Source organism: Burkholderia sp. AW33-5, assembly GCF_053427615.1.
Window position 1 is genome coordinate 316,136 of sequence record NZ_JBSAXA010000004.1, and the last position, 18,385, is coordinate 334,520.

At 67.7% G+C, this 18,385-nt stretch carries 24 protein-coding genes; 1 reads left to right on the forward strand and 23 read right to left on the reverse strand.

The window, feature by feature from the left end:
* Positions 1-78: 78 nt before the first annotated feature.
* The 9 genes from ACV22V_RS11260 to flgB are packed head-to-tail and all read right to left on the reverse strand — an operon-like array spanning position 79 to position 6,533.
* Complete coding sequence (locus ACV22V_RS11260) at positions 79-435, reverse strand: peptidoglycan hydrolase (RefSeq protein WP_448013844.1); 357 nt, start codon at positions 433-435, stop codon at positions 79-81.
* 13 nt (positions 436-448) lie between these two features.
* Positions 449-1,567, reverse strand: a complete 1,119-nt coding sequence (locus ACV22V_RS11265; protein WP_448013923.1) for a flagellar basal body P-ring protein FlgI — start codon at positions 1,565-1,567, stop codon at positions 449-451.
* Between the two features lie 50 nt (positions 1,568-1,617).
* Positions 1,618-2,274 (reverse strand): flagellar basal body L-ring protein FlgH, encoded by a 657-nt coding sequence (gene flgH, locus ACV22V_RS11270; RefSeq protein ID WP_059525856.1) that lies wholly within the window; start codon positions 2,272-2,274, stop codon positions 1,618-1,620.
* Positions 2,271-3,059: a flagellar basal-body rod protein FlgG gene (gene flgG / locus ACV22V_RS11275; protein ID WP_448013845.1), complete on the reverse strand. Its 789-nt coding sequence runs from the start codon at positions 3,057-3,059 to the stop codon at positions 2,271-2,273. The genes flgH and flgG overlap by 4 nt, the downstream gene beginning before the upstream one ends.
* Before the next feature lie 35 nt (positions 3,060-3,094).
* Positions 3,095-3,820, reverse strand: a complete 726-nt coding sequence (locus ACV22V_RS11280) for a flagellar basal body rod protein FlgF (RefSeq protein ID WP_223961671.1) — start codon at positions 3,818-3,820, stop codon at positions 3,095-3,097.
* Between the two features lie 2 nt (positions 3,821-3,822).
* The gene (locus ACV22V_RS11285) at positions 3,823-4,998 is read right to left on the reverse strand and encodes a flagellar hook protein FlgE (protein WP_448013846.1); all 1,176 of its coding nucleotides are present in this window, start codon (positions 4,996-4,998) and stop codon (positions 3,823-3,825) included.
* A gap of 29 nt (positions 4,999-5,027) precedes the next feature.
* On the reverse strand, positions 5,028-5,687 hold the full coding sequence (locus ACV22V_RS11290) for a flagellar hook capping FlgD N-terminal domain-containing protein (protein ID WP_448013847.1): 660 nt from the start codon (positions 5,685-5,687) through the stop codon (positions 5,028-5,030).
* 26 nt (positions 5,688-5,713) lie between these two features.
* Entirely contained in the window at positions 5,714-6,130 is a 417-nt protein-coding gene (gene flgC / locus ACV22V_RS11295; protein WP_448013848.1) for a flagellar basal body rod protein FlgC, read from the reverse strand.
* 37 nt (positions 6,131-6,167) lie between these two features.
* A complete protein-coding gene (gene flgB, locus ACV22V_RS11300) occupies positions 6,168-6,533 on the reverse strand; it encodes a flagellar basal body rod protein FlgB (protein ID WP_448013849.1) in 366 nt (121 codons plus the stop codon).
* Positions 6,534-6,625: 92 nt separating this feature from the next.
* Here flgB and flgA point away from each other — a divergent pair, with 92 nt between their 5' ends.
* Positions 6,626-7,351, forward strand: a complete 726-nt coding sequence (gene flgA / locus ACV22V_RS11305; protein ID WP_448013850.1) for a flagellar basal body P-ring formation chaperone FlgA — start codon at positions 6,626-6,628, stop codon at positions 7,349-7,351.
* On the opposite strand, the gene ACV22V_RS11310 is transcribed toward flgA, so the two are convergent.
* The 14 genes from ACV22V_RS11310 to fliF form a co-directional block, all read right to left on the reverse strand.
* Positions 7,293-8,090 (reverse strand): glycoside hydrolase family 73 protein, encoded by a 798-nt coding sequence (locus ACV22V_RS11310; protein WP_448013851.1) that lies wholly within the window; start codon positions 8,088-8,090, stop codon positions 7,293-7,295. The genes flgA and ACV22V_RS11310 overlap by 59 nt on opposite strands.
* A complete protein-coding gene (gene flgN, locus ACV22V_RS11315; protein WP_448013852.1) occupies positions 8,077-8,502 on the reverse strand; it encodes a flagellar export chaperone FlgN in 426 nt (141 codons plus the stop codon). The genes ACV22V_RS11310 and flgN overlap by 14 nt, the downstream gene beginning before the upstream one ends.
* A complete protein-coding gene (gene flgM / locus ACV22V_RS11320; protein ID WP_223961657.1) occupies positions 8,499-8,768 on the reverse strand; it encodes a flagellar biosynthesis anti-sigma factor FlgM in 270 nt (89 codons plus the stop codon). The genes flgN and flgM overlap by 4 nt, the downstream gene beginning before the upstream one ends.
* A gap of 64 nt (positions 8,769-8,832) precedes the next feature.
* Positions 8,833-9,543 carry an RNA polymerase sigma factor FliA gene (gene fliA / locus ACV22V_RS11325; protein ID WP_448013853.1) on the reverse strand — a complete coding sequence of 237 codons (711 nt, stop codon included), beginning with the start codon at positions 9,541-9,543 and terminating at the stop codon, positions 8,833-8,835.
* A gap of 5 nt (positions 9,544-9,548) precedes the next feature.
* Positions 9,549-10,022, reverse strand: coding sequence for a hypothetical protein (locus tag ACV22V_RS11330; protein WP_059596241.1), 474 nt, complete (start codon positions 10,020-10,022; stop codon positions 9,549-9,551).
* A gap of 24 nt (positions 10,023-10,046) precedes the next feature.
* Positions 10,047-11,141 (reverse strand): flagellar hook-length control protein FliK, encoded by a 1,095-nt coding sequence (locus ACV22V_RS11335; protein WP_448013854.1) that lies wholly within the window; start codon positions 11,139-11,141, stop codon positions 10,047-10,049.
* Positions 11,138-11,473 carry a hypothetical protein gene (locus ACV22V_RS11340; protein WP_448013855.1) on the reverse strand — a complete coding sequence of 112 codons (336 nt, stop codon included), beginning with the start codon at positions 11,471-11,473 and terminating at the stop codon, positions 11,138-11,140. Before ACV22V_RS11340 ends, ACV22V_RS11335 begins: the two co-directional genes overlap by 4 nt.
* Positions 11,460-11,846, reverse strand: coding sequence for a flagellar export chaperone FliS (gene fliS / locus ACV22V_RS11345; RefSeq protein ID WP_448013856.1), 387 nt, complete (start codon positions 11,844-11,846; stop codon positions 11,460-11,462). Before fliS ends, ACV22V_RS11340 begins: the two co-directional genes overlap by 14 nt.
* 42 nt (positions 11,847-11,888) lie before the next feature.
* Positions 11,889-13,226 (reverse strand): flagellar filament capping protein FliD, encoded by a 1,338-nt coding sequence (fliD, locus tag ACV22V_RS11350; protein ID WP_448013857.1) that lies wholly within the window; start codon positions 13,224-13,226, stop codon positions 11,889-11,891.
* Positions 13,227-13,284: 58 nt separating this feature from the next.
* Positions 13,285-13,722: a hypothetical protein gene (locus ACV22V_RS11355; RefSeq protein WP_448013858.1), complete on the reverse strand. Its 438-nt coding sequence runs from the start codon at positions 13,720-13,722 to the stop codon at positions 13,285-13,287.
* Positions 13,719-15,023, reverse strand: coding sequence for a flagellar protein export ATPase FliI (fliI, locus tag ACV22V_RS11360; protein WP_448013859.1), 1,305 nt, complete (start codon positions 15,021-15,023; stop codon positions 13,719-13,721). The genes ACV22V_RS11355 and fliI overlap by 4 nt, the downstream gene beginning before the upstream one ends.
* On the reverse strand, positions 15,020-15,745 hold the full coding sequence (gene fliH, locus ACV22V_RS11365; RefSeq protein WP_448013860.1) for a flagellar assembly protein FliH: 726 nt from the start codon (positions 15,743-15,745) through the stop codon (positions 15,020-15,022). Before fliH ends, fliI begins: the two co-directional genes overlap by 4 nt.
* Complete coding sequence (locus tag ACV22V_RS11370; protein WP_448013861.1) at positions 15,742-16,755, reverse strand: FliG C-terminal domain-containing protein; 1,014 nt, start codon at positions 16,753-16,755, stop codon at positions 15,742-15,744. The genes fliH and ACV22V_RS11370 overlap by 4 nt, the downstream gene beginning before the upstream one ends.
* Positions 16,736-18,379, reverse strand: a complete 1,644-nt coding sequence (gene fliF, locus ACV22V_RS11375) for a flagellar basal-body MS-ring/collar protein FliF (RefSeq protein WP_448013862.1) — start codon at positions 18,377-18,379, stop codon at positions 16,736-16,738. The genes ACV22V_RS11370 and fliF overlap by 20 nt, the downstream gene beginning before the upstream one ends.
* Between the last annotated feature and the right edge of the window lie 6 nt (positions 18,380-18,385).

An 18,385-nucleotide genomic window follows, 5' to 3' on the forward strand; every position in this document is an offset into this window, starting at 1 on the left:
AACAGCCGCGCAAGCGGCCCCCTGCCGTATCCGGCGACCGGCACGCGCATCGACTTAAATCCGCGCGGCCAACCGGCATCACGCCTGCGCCGAGGCGGCCGTACCGGCGTCCGGGGGCAGTTGCCTCAAGATGAAATCCGCGATGCCGAACGCATGACGCGACGCGAGCAACCGGGCGACCTGTCCGTCCGCCAGGTCCGTCATGTCGCTGCCGGCGCGGTCGCGCAAGACACTGCCCGCCGGGTTGATCTCGCGGATGGCGTTGCGCATCTCCCGCAGGATCTGCGCGACGAAGAGCGCCTCGAACTGCTCGGCGGCGTCAAGCGTCCTGGCATCGTGGCCGCCGCCGGCACGCGGGGGCGGCATTGCCGGCGTGCCGGCCGGCCAGCCCGGCGGCGCCACGCGGAACGACATGGCCATGGATGGATTCGACATGCGCGCCCCCTCCTCAGATGACGACCATTTCGCCGTTCAACGCCCCGGCCTCATCGAGCGCCTGCAGGATCGCCATCAGGTCGTCCGGCCCCGCGCCCGTTGCATTGATCGTGTCCACGATCGCCTGCAGGCTCGTGCCCGCTGGCCAGCGAAACATTCGGTTGCCGCCTCGCTGCACATCGACTTGCGACAGCGGCACGACGGCGGTCTCGCCGCCGCCGAACGGATTCGGCTGGCTGACGAGCGCGCCATCGGAGATCGTCACCTTCAGCGCACCGTGCGACACCGCCGCAGGCGACACCGTCATGCCCTGGCTGATCACCACCGTGCCGGTGCGCGAATTGAAGACGACGCGGGGCGGCGCCTTCTGCGGCGTGACGCTGATCGCGCTCAGTTTCGCGACGAACTCGACGCGCGCGGTCGGATCGACCGGCGCGCCGACGTCGACACTCGTGCCGTCGCGGCTCGTCGCGACGTCATGGCCGACAACGCGATTGATCGCGGCGACGATGTTGGCGGCGGTCTGGAAATTGGGGCGTTTCAGGCTGAGCGTGACCACCGGCTTCGCGTCGAGGCCGGTCCGGATTTCCTGCTCGATGGTCGCGCCGCGCGGGATGCGGGCCGCCGCGGTGGCGTTGATCGTCACGCTCGACCCGCCGCGGCCCTCCGCGCTAACACCCGGCACGACAAGATTGCCTTGCGCGAGCGCATAGACCGCGCCGTCTGCCGCGCGCAACGGCGTCAGCAACAGCGTCCCGCCCCGCAGGCTCTTCGCGTCGCCCATCGACGACACGGTCACGTCAATCTTCTGGCCCGGCCTGTAGCCCGGCGGAAAACTGGCGCTGACCATGACGGCCGCGACATTGCGCGAGCGCAGGCGGATGCCTTCCGGCAACGTCACGCCGAATTGCTTGAGGACGTTCGCGACGGACTGGCCGGTGTAACGGATCTGCTGGCCGTCACCAGTGCCGTTCAGGCCGACGACGAGGCCGTAGCCGACGACGAGGCCGTAGCCGACGAGCTGGTTGTCGCGAACGCCCTCGATGTTGACCAGCGCACCGATCGTCGCCGCGCCGCACGAGGACGGCGCGCCGAGCAGCGCAACCGTCGCCGCCACCGTCGCCGCGAGCATGCGCGGGCCGGCCAGGATGCTCGACCGAAGTGTTCGCATAGGCTTTCCCATCAGAACGGCATCCATGGACTGTTGAGGAACCGCGTCAACCAGCCGGCCGAATTCGATTCGGACAGCGCGCCCTTTCCGACATACTGGATGCGCGCATTCGCGATTCGACGCGACGACACGCGGTTGTTCGTGTCGATGTCGGCCTGCCGGACATAGCCGGTCAGACGCATCACTTCCTCGCCCTGATTCAGCGACAGCACCTTTTCGCCGCGCACCTGAAGCAGGCCGCCCGCGAGCACGTCGGTGACGATCACGGTAATTTCACCGCGCAGCGAGTTTTGCTGCGAGCTGCTGCCGCTGCCGTCGAACTTGCGGTTCGCGCCGATCGATGTATCGAGATCGATCGGACTGCCGAACAGCCTGCCCGGCTCCACTGACACGTCGTTACTCTTGCCGAAGCGCGTATCGGCGCGCTTGCTGGCCTGCGTGGTCTCGTCGAGCGTGACCGTGAGCGTATCGCCGGGCCGGTAAGCCCGGCCGTCGGCGGCCAGCGACCAGGCGGTCGCCGCATTGAACACGCCTCCGGCGCGCGGGGCGGTAAGCGCCCATGTGGCCGGCGGCAGATCGTCCTCGGCAAAGTCCGGGCGCGGCGGGTCGAGCAGCGCGCACGCACCGAGCAGCGCGACCGGTGGCAAAAGAAGCAGGCGTTGCTTCATCGCGCGGCCTGCGACAGTTGCTGCAACATGTTGTCGGCCGCGCTCAGCACTTTCGTGTTCATCTCGTACGTCCGCTGCGCGGCGATCATGTCGACCATTTCCTCGACGACCTGCACGTTCGCTCCTTCGAGTGCCCCCTGCTTGATCTTGCCGAACACGTCGGTGCCGGGCTCGCCCTCGTTCGGCGGGCCGCTCGCGACGGTCTCCATGTACAGGTTGTCGCCGAGCGCGAGCAGGCCGGCCGGGTTGACGAAGTTCGCGAGCATGATCTGCCCCGCTTCATTCGGCGTCGCCGAACCCGGCGCCGTCACGGCGACCACGCCGTTCTCGCCGATCACGATGTTCATCGCATTGTCGGGAATGCTGATCTCCGGCTGCAGCGGCAGGCCCTGTGCGTTGACGAGCTGCCCTTCCGCGTTCACGCTCAGTTGTCCCGCGCGCGTATAGCCCGTCTCGCCGTTGGCCTGCAGCACCTGGATGAAGCCCTTTCCCGTCACCGCGACGTCCAGCGACTGCCCGGTCGTCTGCACGCTGCCGTCGGTGAAGATCTTCTGCGTGCCGACGAGCCGCGTGCCGCTGCCCATCTGGATGCCCGACGGCGACGCGTTGTCCTGGTCGAGCTGCGCGCCGGGCTGGCGCTCGATCCGGTAAAACAGATCCTCGAACATCACGCGGTCGCGCTTGAACCCGACCGTGTTCACGTTCGCGAGATTGTTGGCGATCGCCTGCAGCTTCGCATCCTGCGCCTGCAGCCCGGTCTTGCTGATCCACATTGCCTGATTCATCGTTCTCTCCAATCGGTTATACGTCGACGTCGCGATCAACCCCGGATCAACCGGTTGCCGGCGTCCGCCATCTCGCCTGCGGCGCCGAACATCCGCATCTGCACCTCGAACGCGCGGTTCAACGACATCGTCGCGATCATCTCGGCGACCGGCGACACGTTGCTCCGCTCCAGATGCCCGCCCATCACGCGCACGTCCTCGGCCGGCGGCAGCGGCTGACCGTCGCGCGCGACGAGCAGCCCCGCCGGGTCCTTGACCAGGTCGGCTGCCGGTGCATCGACGAGCGCAAGGCGATCGACGGCCTGCACATCGGCGTCGCCGGGCGCGGTCACGGAAATCGTGCCGTCCTCGCCGATCCGCAGGCTCGTGAACTCCGGCAGCACGATCGGGCCGCCCTCGCCGATCACCGCGCGGCCGTTGACGGTCAGCGCCCCGTCCGCATCGATTTCGAAATTGCCGGCACGGGTGTAGCGCACGCCGTTCGCGTCGGCGACGGTGAAGTAGCCGTCCCCCTGAATCGCCGCGTCCAGCTCCCGGCCGGTTTCCGCCAGCACGCCCGCGCGACCGCTCACGGCGCCGGACTCGGGCTTCGCCAGATGGCGGGAGTCGTAGCCGTAGCCGCGCACCGCGCGCGATTGCGCCATCTCCAGTTCCGCGCGGAACCCGTCGGTCTGCGCGTTCGCCAGGTTGTTGGCATGCACCTCGAGCCCATGCCACGCGCGGTCGGCACCGCTCATTGCCGTATAGATCAATGCGTCCATGATCAAAGCGCCTGCATCAACGCCTGCATCATCTGATTCTCCGTCGACAGCACTTTCGAATTCGCCTGATAGTTGCGCTGCGCGGTCATCATGTCGACCAGCTCCTTCGTCACGTCCGCGTTCGACAGTTCGAGCGAACTGGTCACCAGCTTGCCGAGCGCACCGGCGCCGGCGGTGCCGAGCAACGCGTTGCCCGACGCGGAGGACGCTCGCCACGCGGTGTCGCCTGCCGCCTCCAGTCCGTCCGGGCTCGGGAAGGTTGCAAGCGCGATCGTGCCCAGCGTACGCGTCTGGCCGTTGCTGTACTGGACGACGACGTTGCCGCGCGAGTCGAGCGTCGGCTCGCCCGGCACGCCGGCCGCGTGGCCGTTGTCGCGATTGACCATCGTCGACGCTTCACCCGCGACCTGCGTCGCGCCCGCGTAATGGATGGCAAGGGTCAATGGCGCCGCGCCCTCCGGCGTGCCGAGGTTCAGCGGTGTCGGCGCCGTCGGCGACGTCAGCCGGCCGTGCGTATCGAAGCTCAGCGTCGCCGAACCGTCGATGCGTTCGCCGTTCATCGCGTAATGCACCGTGACGTCCGTCGACGGCGATGGCGCCTTCACGAAGTACTGCGTAACGATGTGCTGCCGTCCGAGCGAGTCGTAGACGGCCGACGACACCGTGTGATTGAAGGATGTGTCGTCATCCTTGTCGAACACCGCTTGCGCAGGCGCCTCCCAGTCCGCCGACAGGTTACCGGCGTAGTCGAGGCGATCGCTTGCCTTCGCGGGTGCCACGCCGCCCGGAATCTGCAGGTCGCCATACGTGCCGCCTGCCGCATAACCTTGCGCACGGCGGCCGAACGCATCGACGAGATAACCGTCCGCGTCACGCTGGAAGATGCCGACGCGCGTAAAAAGCGTCGATCCGTCGTCGTCCTTCGTGACGAAGAAGCCGTTACCGTCGATCGCGGCGTCGAGCCCGCGCCCGGTCGCGAACACGCCGCCGCCCACGCCGATGCTCTGGGTGACGGAGCCGATGTACGCGCCGTTCGCCTGCGTGCCCGAGATCATCGTCGCGAAGTTCGCGCGGCCGGACTTGAAGCCGTAGGTGCCGGTGTTGGCGATGTTATGGCTGATCGTCGTCAGCTGATTGTTGATGGCATTGATGCCCGATAAAGCGATGTTGAAACTCATGTGTATTCCTTGCGTGATGGGTGAGTGGGTCAGCGGCCCTGAAAACTGACGATCGCCGCGGTGTCGACGTCGCCGACGCCGGCCACGCGCAGGATCACCTTGCCGTCGGCACCGAGACGCACGTTCTCGAGCGTGCCTTCGATATTGGCCGGCGGCGGCGTGCCGTCGCCGGTCTCGACGCGAATCCGATAACGGCCGGCAGCCAGGCCGAGCTGGGTCGGGTCGATGCGGAACGGCGCGTCGCCCTTGGGGCGCGCACCGAGCGCGATGTGCTTGACTCCGCCGGATGCGCCGGTGAGCACGACGGTCACATCCGAGGCGTCGCGATCGAGCGCGATGCGCCCGTTGACCACGCGGTCGCTCACATCGACCGAATCGGCTTGCGCCATCACCTGCGAGCCGACGTGCGTTCCAAGCGCCACGGTGATCAATTTCCCGATCAATCCCATGCTGTTCTCCACCAGATTCACGACCGTATTGAGCGACGCCGTCTGTTGCGCCTGCATGATCTGCGACACGAACTGCGCGGAATCCATCGGGTCGAGCGGGTCCTGGTTCTGGATCTGCGCGCTCAGCATCTTCGCGAAGATGTCCGTCGACGTCCCGCCGGTCACCGTCCCCGATGGCGCGCGCGTCGCATCGGCGTTGAACGGCATGCTTGCCGATGAAGGCTGGATTGGGTTCGACATGTTGTCCTCATAGCGATAAGGGTTCGTTACTGGCCGAGCCTGAGCAGCTCGCGCTGCATGCCGTTCACGCGCGCGAGCACCTCGACGTTGGTCGAATACGCGCGCGACGCGGACAGCATGTCGGTCATTTCCTCCACCGCGTTGACGTTCGGATACAGCACGTTGCCTTGCGCATCGGCGAGCGGATGGCCCGGCTGATGAACCTTGCGCAGCGGCTCCGTGCTCGTCACGACGTCGAGCACCTGCACGCGCGCGCCCGTCGATTCGCCATCCTCATCGATGCGAAACACCGATGCGAAGACGGGGCTGCGCGCGCGATACGCATCGGCCTCGGTGGCGGACGCCGCATCGGCGTTGGCCAGATTGCTGGCAATCGTGTTGAGACGCACGGTCTGCGCCGACATGGCGGAACCGGCGATCTGCGCGATTTCCCTGAAACTCATGACACCTCCTCGGAAAGATGCAAAACACCGCGTTTCATTACGTGTTGCCCGTGATCGCGACATGCAGACCGCGAATCCGCAGGTTGAGAAACGCGATGCTCGTCTGAAAATCCACGTCGTTCTGCGCGAATGCCGCCTGCTCGACGCCGAGCTCGACCGTGTTGCCGTCCTGCGACGCCTGGAACGGCACGCGATAGCCGAGCGTCGCGGCGCCTGCGAGCGGCACGCCCGGATACGCGTTGCCGGCCGCGTCGGCGATGCTTTGCCGAAAGTTCAGGTCGCGCGACTGATAACCCGGCGTATCGAGGTTCGCCAGATTTGACGCGATGATCTCCGTGCGCGCCGCCCGCAATCTCAACGCGACCGGATGCGGCCCGAGCCCGTTCGCCAGATCAAATGCCATTTCGTTCTCCTTCATTTACACTTCGCTCATCGATTCCGAACCGGGCCCGTCTCGTCTTTATGTCGCGGCTAGAACGTATTCCATTTCACATCATGCGCACGATTCGTTTCCCGATTGCCCTTCTCCTGCTGCCGATTTCCTGCACGCACGCCGCCCCGCCTTCGCCCGCGCTGCAAGCCCGGGCCCACGACGTGGCGCTCGCGGAACTGACCGCGCGCGCACAACGTGCGGGGCTGGACGACGCAGCCATCGCGGTCGTCATACCGCCGCCGCGCCGCCCTGCGCCCGGCTGCGCCACGCCGTTCAACATCTCGGTCGGCGAGCCGGTCCGGCTGAGCCGCATCGTGCTCACCGCGCACTGCCCGAGCACCGGCCAAACCGCGAAATTCATCGCTCGGGCAACCATCACCGCGACGATCCCCGTCGCGTCGCGGAACATCGCAGCGGGTCAACCGCTCACGCACGACGATCTCGATTCGGCCGTGCGGACGTTGTCGTCGCTCACCGACACGGTGACGCGCGCCGACGATGCGATCGGCAAGCTCAACCGCCGCGCCCTGCGCCAAGGGCAGACCCTGTCGCGTCGCGCCCTGCAGGCGCCGGCGCTGATCCGGCGTGGCCAGACCGTGCGCATCGTCGCGCGCATCGGATCGGCTCAGGTCGTCAATACCGGCGTGGCGATGCAGCCTGGCGCACAGGGCGACATCGTGCGCCTGCGCGTCGGCAACGGCAGCGCCGCACGCGAGATTCAGGCTCGCGTCACCGGCGAGGCAAGCGCGGAGCCGATCGATCTGCCGACGTCCGACGCGCCCCGGTGAGCCCGCCGTCGCGGCCGGCGCGCATCGCCGCCACGTCGGCGACCACCCGGCGCAGCTTCGACGCATAAGCGGGATCGGTCGCATAGCCGCCCCGCGCCAGCGCCGCCGCAAACACGGCCGCATTGCGTCCCGCGCCGACGACGTCGCGAAACCGCGGATTCCCCTTGAGCATCGCGACATAGTCCGCGAACGCCGCGCGATAATCCGGATATGCGCGAAAGCGCTCCACCGTTTTCAGTGGCGTGCCGTCGACGAATTCGGTCGTCGGCACGTCGACAACGCTGCCCGCCCATCCCGCACCCGCCTTCAGGCCGAACAGGTTGTGGCTGTCCGCCCCGTCGCGCATCGTCACCGGATGCCGCCCCCAGCCCGATTCGAGCGCCGCGTGCCCGGCGACCAGATCCACCGACACACCCAGCGCGGCCGCCGCCTCGCGAGCGAACGGCAAGATGTCGTCGAGAAACGCACGCGGGCTGGTGGCCGGACGGGCCGGCGCCACGTCCGCCGCCGGTCGAGCCGCCTCGCTGCCCGGATGCCGCACCGGCGGCGCCCCGCGCCATGCGTCGTCCCCGATGCGAGGGAAACCCTCGGAAACGATCGTCTCGATCTCGCGCCGCAGTTGTGCGAACGCCGCGCGAAACGCGCCGACGGCCAATCCGGACGCGCGAGAATACGGCGCATCGCTTCCGGCCCGGATCGCGCCGGTCGGCAACCAGTTCGACGCGTCACCGACCCACATAGGTATCGACCTCGCCATACAGTGCGCGCTGCGCGATTTCAAACTGCGACATCAACAGCGCCGCGTTGCGCTGATTCAGATTTCTGCATTCCTGAATTTGCGATTCGAACTGCGCCACCACACGCGTCAGCCGCTCGCGCACCCGGCCCGGCAACGCCGCCCATGCCTGCGTCATCGATTCCGGCTCCAACGGGCTGACGAGCACGTGCATGCACCGCCTGCGCATCTCGTGACTTACGCGAAGCGCATCGGCGAGCGCGAGAATCGCGTTGCCCGTCGCCATCAGCGACGCGCCGTCGCGACGCAATGCGGCGGCGAACTGCAGGTCGAGCAGCCCCTTCATTTCGGCGTAGCGGGCCACATCGACGCGGATCCCGTCGAGGATCTTCGCGAACGCTTCGTTGCGCGTCATTCCCGCCCTCCGTGGAAACGCTGAATCAGCTCGGCCAGCCTGCCCGCGTCGAACGGAATGCGACCTTCCGCGAGCGCGATGCGCAGCGCGTCGACGCGCGCCTCGTCGAAATCCGGCAGGCTGCGCAGCGCCGCCTGTGCGGACCGGACCGCCTCGATCGAGAAGTCCGTGCGGGCTGCCGGCGCATTCGCGGCGGCGCCGGCCCGGCCGACCGGTGCAACGTGGGGCGCCGTGCTGCCCGGTTCCTGCGGCGCGCGCGGTTTCATATTCGACAGTCTCATGTTTGCCCTGTGAAAAGATAAATGCCCGAATCGAGCGAAGATGGCCTGCTCATGCGTCACCGATCGCGTCTCGCATCTTCCCGAGCGCCGCCTTGTTGATCTGGCAGACGCGGGCTTCCGTCAGCCCGAGCACCGCGGCGATCTCGCGCAAGCTCAGATCGAATTCGTAGTAGAGCTGAATCACGCGCTGCTCGCGATCGCGCAACCGCATGAGCGCCTGTTCGAGGCTGCGGCGCTGCACGACTCGCCGCTCCGGACTCTCTACGAAGGCAAGCGCCTCTCCGTCGAGCAGACTGTCGAGGCTCGCCATCGCCTCCGCGTTGCCCGCCATCACCCGCTGCCGATACTCGGCCGCACTGATGCCGAGTGCGCCACTCACCTCGGTCTCGGTCGGTTCGCGTCCGAGTGATCGACGCAGGTCACGCTCGCAATCGCGCACGCGGTGCGCGTCCTGCCGCACCATGCGCGGCCGCCAGTCGTGGCGACGCAGCTCGTCGAGAATCGCGCCGCGCACCCGCTTCAACGCATAGCCGCCAAACGCCGCGTCGGGCGCCCCGTAGCGGCGCAGCGCCTCGAGCAATCCCATCAGTCCGATCTGCTCCATGTCCTCGATCGCGATCGCGCCGCAGGCCTGCCAGCTCAACTGACGTGCCGCACGCTTGACGATCGGCACGTATTCGAGCAGCCACGCCAGCTCGACTGCCGGATTCGCGTCCGCGTGGCGCGTTCGCGCGTCGATGTTGCCGATACAGGTCGTCATGGCGATCACTCCACCAGAAGCCGGCTGATCATCGCCTTTTCAAACGGCATCTCGACGTGCCGCCCCTTGTACGAACTGATGAACGCACGATTGAGCGACGCGGAGATCTCCGACAGGTTCTTCCGGCGGACGTCTTCCAGCGTGTAGCGCGCCGCCACCCGCACGGCGATGCTGCGCAGCAGCGGGATATGCGCGCGCGCCATCGCTTCCTGCGCGGGCGTCGTCTTCAGCACGAGATCGAGCACCGCATAATGGGTTTCCTCGACGTAAGGTGGCACGAAGCCGGCGTCCGGAGGCATGCGAAGCATCACGACGATCCGGTCGACGCTGATGTACTTGTGCGTGTCGGCCGCTGCGGGGGGCGCCGCCGCGTGAGGCGTGTTCGCCGCCTGGTTCTGGTAAGACCAGATGCCACCGGCGGCCAGCGCGGTCAGCAGCACCGTGCCCCCGCCGCCCCAGATCAGCAATTTCCTGTTCATCGAAATTCGCTCCCTTCCGTGTCGTTAGCGTGTCGTTCGTCCGTCGAGATGAAACCGTGCATCGCCGTGCGCGGCGTCCACCGCCGAGAGCGCTGCGCCGGGCCGCTTGCGTCCCTGCGATGCCCCGGCGTCACCGTCCCGCGCGCCGCGCTCGCGATGGCCGAACCCTTGCCCTTGCCGCACCACGACGGTCACATCGCCGTGCTGTCGCGCGGCGAGATCCTGTCGAAGCGCATCGCCGACCGCCTGCAATTGGCGTACGACGTCCTCGTGCGACGCGACCATCCGGATCTTCAGCGCGCCGTCCTCGTGACGAATCGCAATCTGCAACGTGCCCATCGATTGCGGCTCGAGACGAATGACCGCATGCCCGACGCCGCGCTGCACGTTCACATCGATCTGCTCGCCCAGCGCCTTCAGGAGCTGCGGCCCCCAAGGCAAGGTGCCCGCCTGGCCTGCGGCAACGCGCACGCCGGCGCCCGATCCGTCGGCCGCCGCCGGCCATGCGATGCCAGCGTGCGGCACGCGTCCATCCGGCACGGCCCCGCTGGCGCCGATCGGCTGTTTGTCGACGACCATCGCGACGGCTGCTGGTACCGCCAGCGGCCGCGCACGCTCGCTGCGCGGCTGCATGGCGGATGGAACGGGCCGATTCTCCGCACTCGATTCGCGGTCGGCGCCAGCGGCAAATCGATCGCCACCGCTTCGCGGCGAAACAGGCCGCCGGATCGGAACGGATTCGATGACCTGGTTTTCGCGGAACGCATGCTGCCCGCTCGCTTCCCGTGGGATGAAGCCCGGACCGGCCTTCGCGTCCGGCCCAGGCGCGACCGAAACGTCGCCGTCGGCTGACGCGCCATCCGTTCGACAGTCCGCCGACAAGGGCGCCGCCGGCAGGTCAAGCGCGTCGAGTGTCGCCATCACATTCCGGAATGATTCGGTGTGGCAATTAATCGGCGACGTCACCGGAAGTAGCGCCGCGTCGCCGGCAGGCGCGACGGTCTCGTTCGTTTCGCCCCGACTATCCGGCATGACTGGCTCCGCTACGGCCCGGTCGCCGACCGCGTTCCCCGCCGCGCGATCGCGCAAGTGAGGTGTCGTTGAAATGGTTCCGTTCATCTGTCGCTCCCGTTCGTCGCCGCGTAGGCCATCCCCCGTTCCTCGAACTCGCTCAGCCCGGCCAGCGCGTGGCCTGTCACCGCGCGCGCGTCGGCGAGACCGCGAATCGCCACCGCGTATGCCCGTGCGAGATCCCGCAACGTCGTGTCCAGCTCCGGATCTCGCGCGCCATCGCCCGCGCAGTGCCTCGCCAGTGCGCTGACGTCCGCGTCGAGCGCCGGCAGCTCGGCCCAGCGGTGTTCGTGCACGATGGCCCTGAGCAGACGGGCATGCGTGCGCAGCGCGACGCGCAGACGCACACGCACGGCCGCCGCATGGTCAACCGGCTGCATCTTCCGCACCTTGCCACCCCTCCCGAAGCACGGAGATCAGTCGCGCGGCTTCGTCGAGCGGGGCGACGTCGAGTGCGATGCTCGCCTCGTTCAGACGTTGAACGCAGTAGTCGTACAGCGCGACGAGATTCGTCGCGACTTCGCTGCCCGACGACACATCGAGTGCGCTCGACAGGCCGTCCACCAGCTCGATGCACTTGCCGATGCTCGCGCCTTTCGCCTCGATGCGACGCGCAAGAATGTGCGCCCGCGCACGCGCCATTTCGTCGAGCAGCCCGTCGGTCAGCAGCAGCACGAGCTGAGTCGGCGATCCGTTCGCGATCCGCGATTCCAGGTTGGCAGCGTGGTAGCTGCGATATCCGATGTATTCCAAGATGCTTGATCCTCCAGCCGACTACAGCGGTACGACCCGCTGTCAATCCTTGTTCGTCGAGAACAGGGCCTTCAGCTGCTCGAGCGTGCTTTCCATTTTTTGCTGCATGATCTGGAGCTGGGTGAACTCCTTCGTGTAGCGCTCGAGCACGCTCGCATGGCGGCGATCCCAGTCCGCCTGCCTTGCGACGATCGATTTCTCGCTCGCGTCGATCGATTCCTCGCGCCGCTTCAGCTGACCGCTCGCGGCGTCCAGCCATCGATCGAGCACCCGGGTCAGATTGCCGGCCAGTCCGCGCGTCGCGTCGCCGAAGAATTCGTCGAGTGCGGCGGCGTTCGTCTTCAGTGTCGCGTCGAGCGACGACGCGTTGACGTTCAGCATGCCGTAGCGATCCGTATCGATTCCGAGGTCGTAAAGATTGAGACCCTCGACGCGCTGGCGCAGCGCCGCCTTGATCTGACCGACCAGCGCGCGCACCCCCGCATCGGCCGAGAACGGCCCGCCCGGGTCGCCCCGCGCCGCGTCGCCGGCACGCGTCAGATCGGCGATCGAGCGCATCAGTGCGTTGTACGCATCGGCGAACGCTTTCACGCCATCCACGGTGCCGGCGTTGTCAACGGCGACCGACACCGAGCCGGACGCTCCGGCCTGGTTGAACGCGATGCTCACGCCGTCGATCGAATCGAGCGTGTTCGATGCCTGCTCGATCGCGAGGCCGCTCTGTCTTTCGCCGAGGATGATTCGCGCATCCTGCGCCTTCACGGTTTCTCGCGCCCCCTCGAAAGCGACGGCCAGCGCCGGGTCGGTCAGTGTGTCGGTGGCGAACGCGATCCGGCTCTGCGCGCCTGTCCGGGCCGCGGTCAAGACGAGCTTGTCGCCGACGATTGCCGCGCGCACCGCGCCATTCGTGCTCCGGTCCGTATTGATGGCGCGTGCAAGTTCTTGCGCAGACACCTTGCCGTCCGCATCCTTGTCCGCGCTCGCGATATCGACGACGACTTCGACGTCGTCGCCGACCTTGATCGTCAGTCGACCGGCATCGCGTGCGTCGATCGCGGGCGGCAGGTCGATCGCCTGCTGGTTCGCGGTGGCGAGCCGTTCGACATGAAACTGGTACTCACCCGGCTTCGCGTCCGGCGCCAGCGTCACCGTTGCGAGTTGCGGATTCGACAGCGTCGCCACGCGCCGCATCAGGCTGCCGCCCGCGACCGCGTCGCCCAGCGCCTTCTGGAACATCGTCAGCGTGTTTCTCAGCGACAACTGCGCCTTCTTGTCGTCGCTCGTTCGCGCCACCTGCATCGTCAGCAGATCCTTCGAACGCGCCATGTAAATCTGCGCGAACTGTTCCGCCGTCGCCTTCGGATTCGTCACTTTCAGCATAGGTTTCTCTCCATTCATCCAATTGGCATCCACTGCCCTGCGCTCGCCGCGCCTGCCGTCATGCCGACGCCCACCACCACACCTGCACGGCCAGCGCATCCTGCGTGCGTTGCTCCGCACGCTGCCGGACGGTGGCCAGCGCGCACCGTCGCCGCGCAAGCTCGCGCCGCCAGATCTCGCACCGGGCCATTTGCGCGGCCAGCAACTGACGGCTCAACTGCATGTCCTCCTCATGCAGGCGCAACGTCTCGCGCTGCCTGGCGATCGTGTCGCGCAACGCCTGCCGATATCGCCAGTCGTTCCCGGCCATCGCCGCCGATGCCGTGCCCGATGGCCGGGCCGCGCCATCGAGCAGCGCGCGCAGCGCGCCGAGGCTGCTCTGGTGACGCCGGCGTATCGCCTCCTGCCGCGCGAGATCCGCGGCGATCCGGTCGATTTCGGCTTCGCGCGCGCGCACCAGGCCCGCGAGACTCGCGATCGTGCGTCCGTCGTTCATTCGGTCAGCGCCTGAAGCAGCGCGAGCGTCGCGTCGCAGCGCGCGATCTCGTCGAGGTTCTGCCGCAGGAACGCGTCGATTCGGGGAGCCTTCGCCACCGCTTCGTCCGTCGCCGGGTCCGCCCCCTTGACGTAGCCTCCCAGCGGAATCAGGTCCCTCACCTGTTCATGCCGGCCGATCATTTCCTTGACCTTGCGTGCACGCGCGACGTGCGCACCGTCCGCCACCTGCGTCATGCAGCGGCTCACCGAGCGGGTGACGTCGATCGCCGGGTAATGGCCCCGCTCGGCAAGCTCGCGAGTCAGCACGATGTGCCCGTCGAGAATCGCGCGCGCGGTATCGACGATCGGATCGTTCTGGTCGTCGCCCTCCGCGAGCACCGTGTAGATCGCGCTCATGCTGCCGTCGCCCTCGCCGTTGCCGGCGGTCTCGACGAGATGGGGCAACATGCCGAACACGGATGCCGGATACCCGCGCGTTGCCGGCGGCTCGCCGACCGCCAACGCGATCTCGCGCTGCGCCATCGCATAGCGCGTCAACGAATCGACGAGCAACAGCACGTCCGCGCCGGTATCCCGGTAATGCGCGGCGATCGCGTGACACAGGTCTGCGGCCTTGACGCGCATCAGCGGCGATTCGTCCGCCGGCGCGACGACCAGCACCGCCTTCGCAAGCCCCGCTTCGCCGAGCGCGTGCTCGACGAATTCGCGCACCTCGCGGCCCCGCTCGCCGATCAGCCCGACCACGACGACGTCGGCGGCGGTCGCGCGCGTGATCATGCCGAGCAACATGCTCTTGCCGACGCCGCTGCCCGCCATCAGCCCGACGCGCTGGCCGCGCCCGAGCGTCAGCATCCCGTTGATCGCCCGCACGCCGACGTCCAGCACGTCGCGCACCGGACGCTTGCGCAGCGGATTGACCGCCTGCCCCGGCTTGAGCAATACGCTGCCCGTCAGCGGGCCGCGGCCGTCGATCGGCTCGCCGAGCCCGTTGACGATGCGGCCGAGCCACGCGCGACCGATGCGCAGCTCCGCCTGGCGATCACAGGCGAACACCTGTGCGCCGGCCACGAGCCCGACCGGTTTCTTGAACGGCATCAGCAACAACTCGTCGCGATTGAATCCGACCACCTGCGCGTCGATCCAGCCGCCGTCGCCCGCCTCGATCACACAGCGCCGCCCCGTTTCGAGCGGACAGCCCGACGCCTTCAGCAGCAGCCCCGTCACGCCGGTGAGCCGGCCGGTCAGCCGGGCGACGGGCACCTGTTCGAGCGCGACATTACGCAGTGCAGACAAGATCACGAGCGTCCCTCCCCGGATGCCGGCATCGGCGCGACGGCGTCCATCGGCACTTCGCCGTTCGGCGCCGCGAACAACTGTTCGCCAACGCGCTCCATGCACGACTCGAACCGGTGCCGGCATCCGGCATCGGCTTCATTGCCGCCCAGCAGGACGCGGCATTCGCCGGCCTCGAGCCGCGCATCCGGGACCAGCCGCCATTGCTGCGCGCGCTCGGGAAGCAGTTCGAACAGGCGCGCGCATTCGTCCGGATGCAGGCGCACTTCCGGTATGCCGGACGCAGCCGGCATCAACGCCAGGGTTTCGTCGATCAGCGCCGCCATCTGGCCGGGTTGCAGCGTCAGTTCGCAGCGGATCACCTGCCGCGCGACCCGCGCCACGAGGTCGACCAGCTCGGTGCGGCGCGCGGCGAGATACTCGGCGTGCATCCGGCCGAACGCCTCCCGCATCGCGTCGAGCACCTCAGCGGTGCCCGCATGCTCGCTCCGCAGCGCGTCGCTCGCCTCCTGCGCGCCCGTCGTGCGTCCCTGCCGCAAGCCGTCGGCCTCACCGCGCTCGAAACCCGCGCGATAGCCGTCCGCCACGCCCTGCCGGTAGCCCGCTTCGATGCGCGCGTCGAATGCCGGATCCAACGGCTCTGCCGCGGACGCGAGCGCGCCGGCCGGCGGCGGCGTTGTCCCGGGCGATCGGAGCGGCGGAAATCGGTAACGCTGATAGGTCTTCACTCGACGACGTCCTCATCAACGAGCCGCAACTCGATTTCCTTGTCGTCGGCCAGCACCCTCACGCGCGCCATGATGTCGCGGCGTGCCTGCTCGACGCGCGTCCCGGGCAGCGGCCCGGTGCGGCGAATCGCGTCATCGAAGACCTGCACCTGACGCCTCGGCATCACGCGTTGCAATGCGGCCAGCACGCCCGGCTCGGCGCCCTTGAACGCGACCGCCCATTCCTCGACCGGCGCGACCTCGATGATTCGACCGAGCGCCGCATCGTTCTGGCGCGCCAGCATGTCGAAGCTGTACATGCTGGTCTCGATCTCGGTTGCGACACCCGGGTCGTGCGCGCGCATCAGCTCGATCATCCGCAGACGGTCGCCCGACAGGCGATTGATGATCTCGGCGGCCTGACGGATACCCTCGACGACGGCGCCGCGCCGATCCAGATCGGTCAGGCAGTGCTCGATCAGTTCCTCGAGCTCCGCGATCAACGCGTGCTCGACCTCATCGAGCTTCGCGATGTTGAACAGCACGACGTCACGCGTCTCGGGCGGCAGCGCCTCGATCACTTTCGTCGCCTGGTCCGACGGCAGGAACGCGACGAATACCGCCTGCATCCGGACGTGCTCGTTGATGATGCGGTCGGCGAGCCAGCGCGGCGACACCCACTGCAGCCGCGCCATCTTCGGGCGGATACGGTCGCCGTAGACGCTGTCCAGCACCGTGTTCGCGATGTCGTGTCCGAGCGCGAGATCGAGCGCGCGCTGCAGGTACATGCGCGACGCGCCGTGAATGCCGCTCTGCTCGCGGTATTCGTCGAAAAAGAGCTGCAGCGCCGCCTTCACGGTGTCGACCTTGAGGCCGCCCATGCCGGACATGGTCTGCGTGATCTTGAGCAGCTCGTCGCGCGACAGGCAGCGCAGCACGTCGGCCGCGCGCGCCTCGCCGACGCTCAGCAAAATGATCGAGGCTTGCTCGATCGAGCCCCGCACGCGGGCGTCAGTGACTGGCGTGTCCATCGTTCCTGATCCATTGTTTGACGACTTCGGCAACCCGCTCCGGCTCCTTCTCGGACAGCGTGTGCAGGTAGTCGATCAGCACTTCGAGGCCCGAGCCGGCGGGCGGCAATTCGATATCGCCGAGGAGCGGCATGCCCCGGCCCGGCCCTGCTCCTTCACTGCCTTGCCCGGGCACCGCCGCATGCTCGTCATGCGGCGGCGGTGGCGTTGCAGTGGCGCCGGCGGGGCCGCCGTACGTGTGCTGAACCCATTGCTGCATCATGCGCAGCAGCGGACGCGCGATCACCAGATAGCCGAACAGCGCAGCCAATCCGTAGGTCAGATACCATCCGCCCTGTTCGAGCGTGTCGGCCCGCTGCCACCACGGCTGCTCCGGGGGCGCCTTTGCAAAGTCGAGCGACGAAACGATCAACTGGTCGCCTCGCGCGGCGTCGATGCCCAGGCCGCCGCGAAGAATTCCGTCGATCCGCCCGAGCTGATCCGCCGACCACGGCTTCCCCTTCGCGGGCGACGCCGCGTTGTCCAGCACGACGGCCACGCTCAGTTTCTCGAGCTGACCGCGCCCGCGCTTGATCTGCCGGATGCTGCGGTCGTACGCGAACTGGCGGGTCGTCGCGTTGCGCCGTGTGCCGCCGTCCGCCGCCGCGCCGGACGCCGCGGGAACGTCCACCGGACGATTGCTCAGCGAGCCCGGCACGCCGAGCGCAACGCGATCGCGATTCTGTTCGTCACGCGTCGCCTCGTTCAGCACCTTCGGCTCGGTGCCGTATTGCTCGCGCGTCTCCTCGACGCGGTCGTTGTTCACGACGGCCGTCACGCTCACGCGGAAGCTGCCGCTGCCGAGCGAAGGGGCGAGCAGGCTGTGCACGTTCCGTGCGACCTCGTCCCGGATGCGGGCCGCCGCGTCGTCGCCGAACAGGTCGCCGTCCAGATCGACGCGCGCCGACAGGAACGCCCCGTGCTGATCGACGATGGCCACCTGCGCTGGCGCGAGATTGGGCACGCTGCCGGCCACCAGATTGATGACGGCGGCAATCTGCTCCTTAGACAACCGACGCCCCGGCTTGAGTGTCAGCACGACCGACGCCGCACTTTTCTCGCCATCCATCATCACGAACGACGACGACTTCGCAATCGACAGATGGACGCGCGCACGCTCCACCGGGTCGAGCGTCGCGATGCTTTGCGCGAGCTCCGCTTCCAGGCCGCGGCGAAACCGTACGTCCTGCACGAATTGACTGGTGCCGAGCGGATCGTCACGGTCCACCTGGTCGAGTCCCGGCGCCGGTTTCGCCGTCACCCCGCGCGCCGCGAGAATCATCCGGGCACGCGCCAGATCGCCGTTCGACACCAGCACCTGCCCCGTGTCGGGATGAATGCGATAACCGATGCCATCGGCGTCGAGCACGGACACCACGTCGTCGAATTGCACGGGCTCCCGCGCGCCGAACAGCGGTTTGTAGTTCGCCTGGTCGTAGCGCATGTAGAGCGTGGCGAGCGCCGTCAACGCAATCGCGAACACGACGAGCGGCAGCAGCCGCGTCAACGTGGTCGACGACGGTAGTCGCAACGGCAGATCGGACGGCAGCCAGCCGGTAACGGCGGTTTTCAGTCTTGCAAACACAAGCGG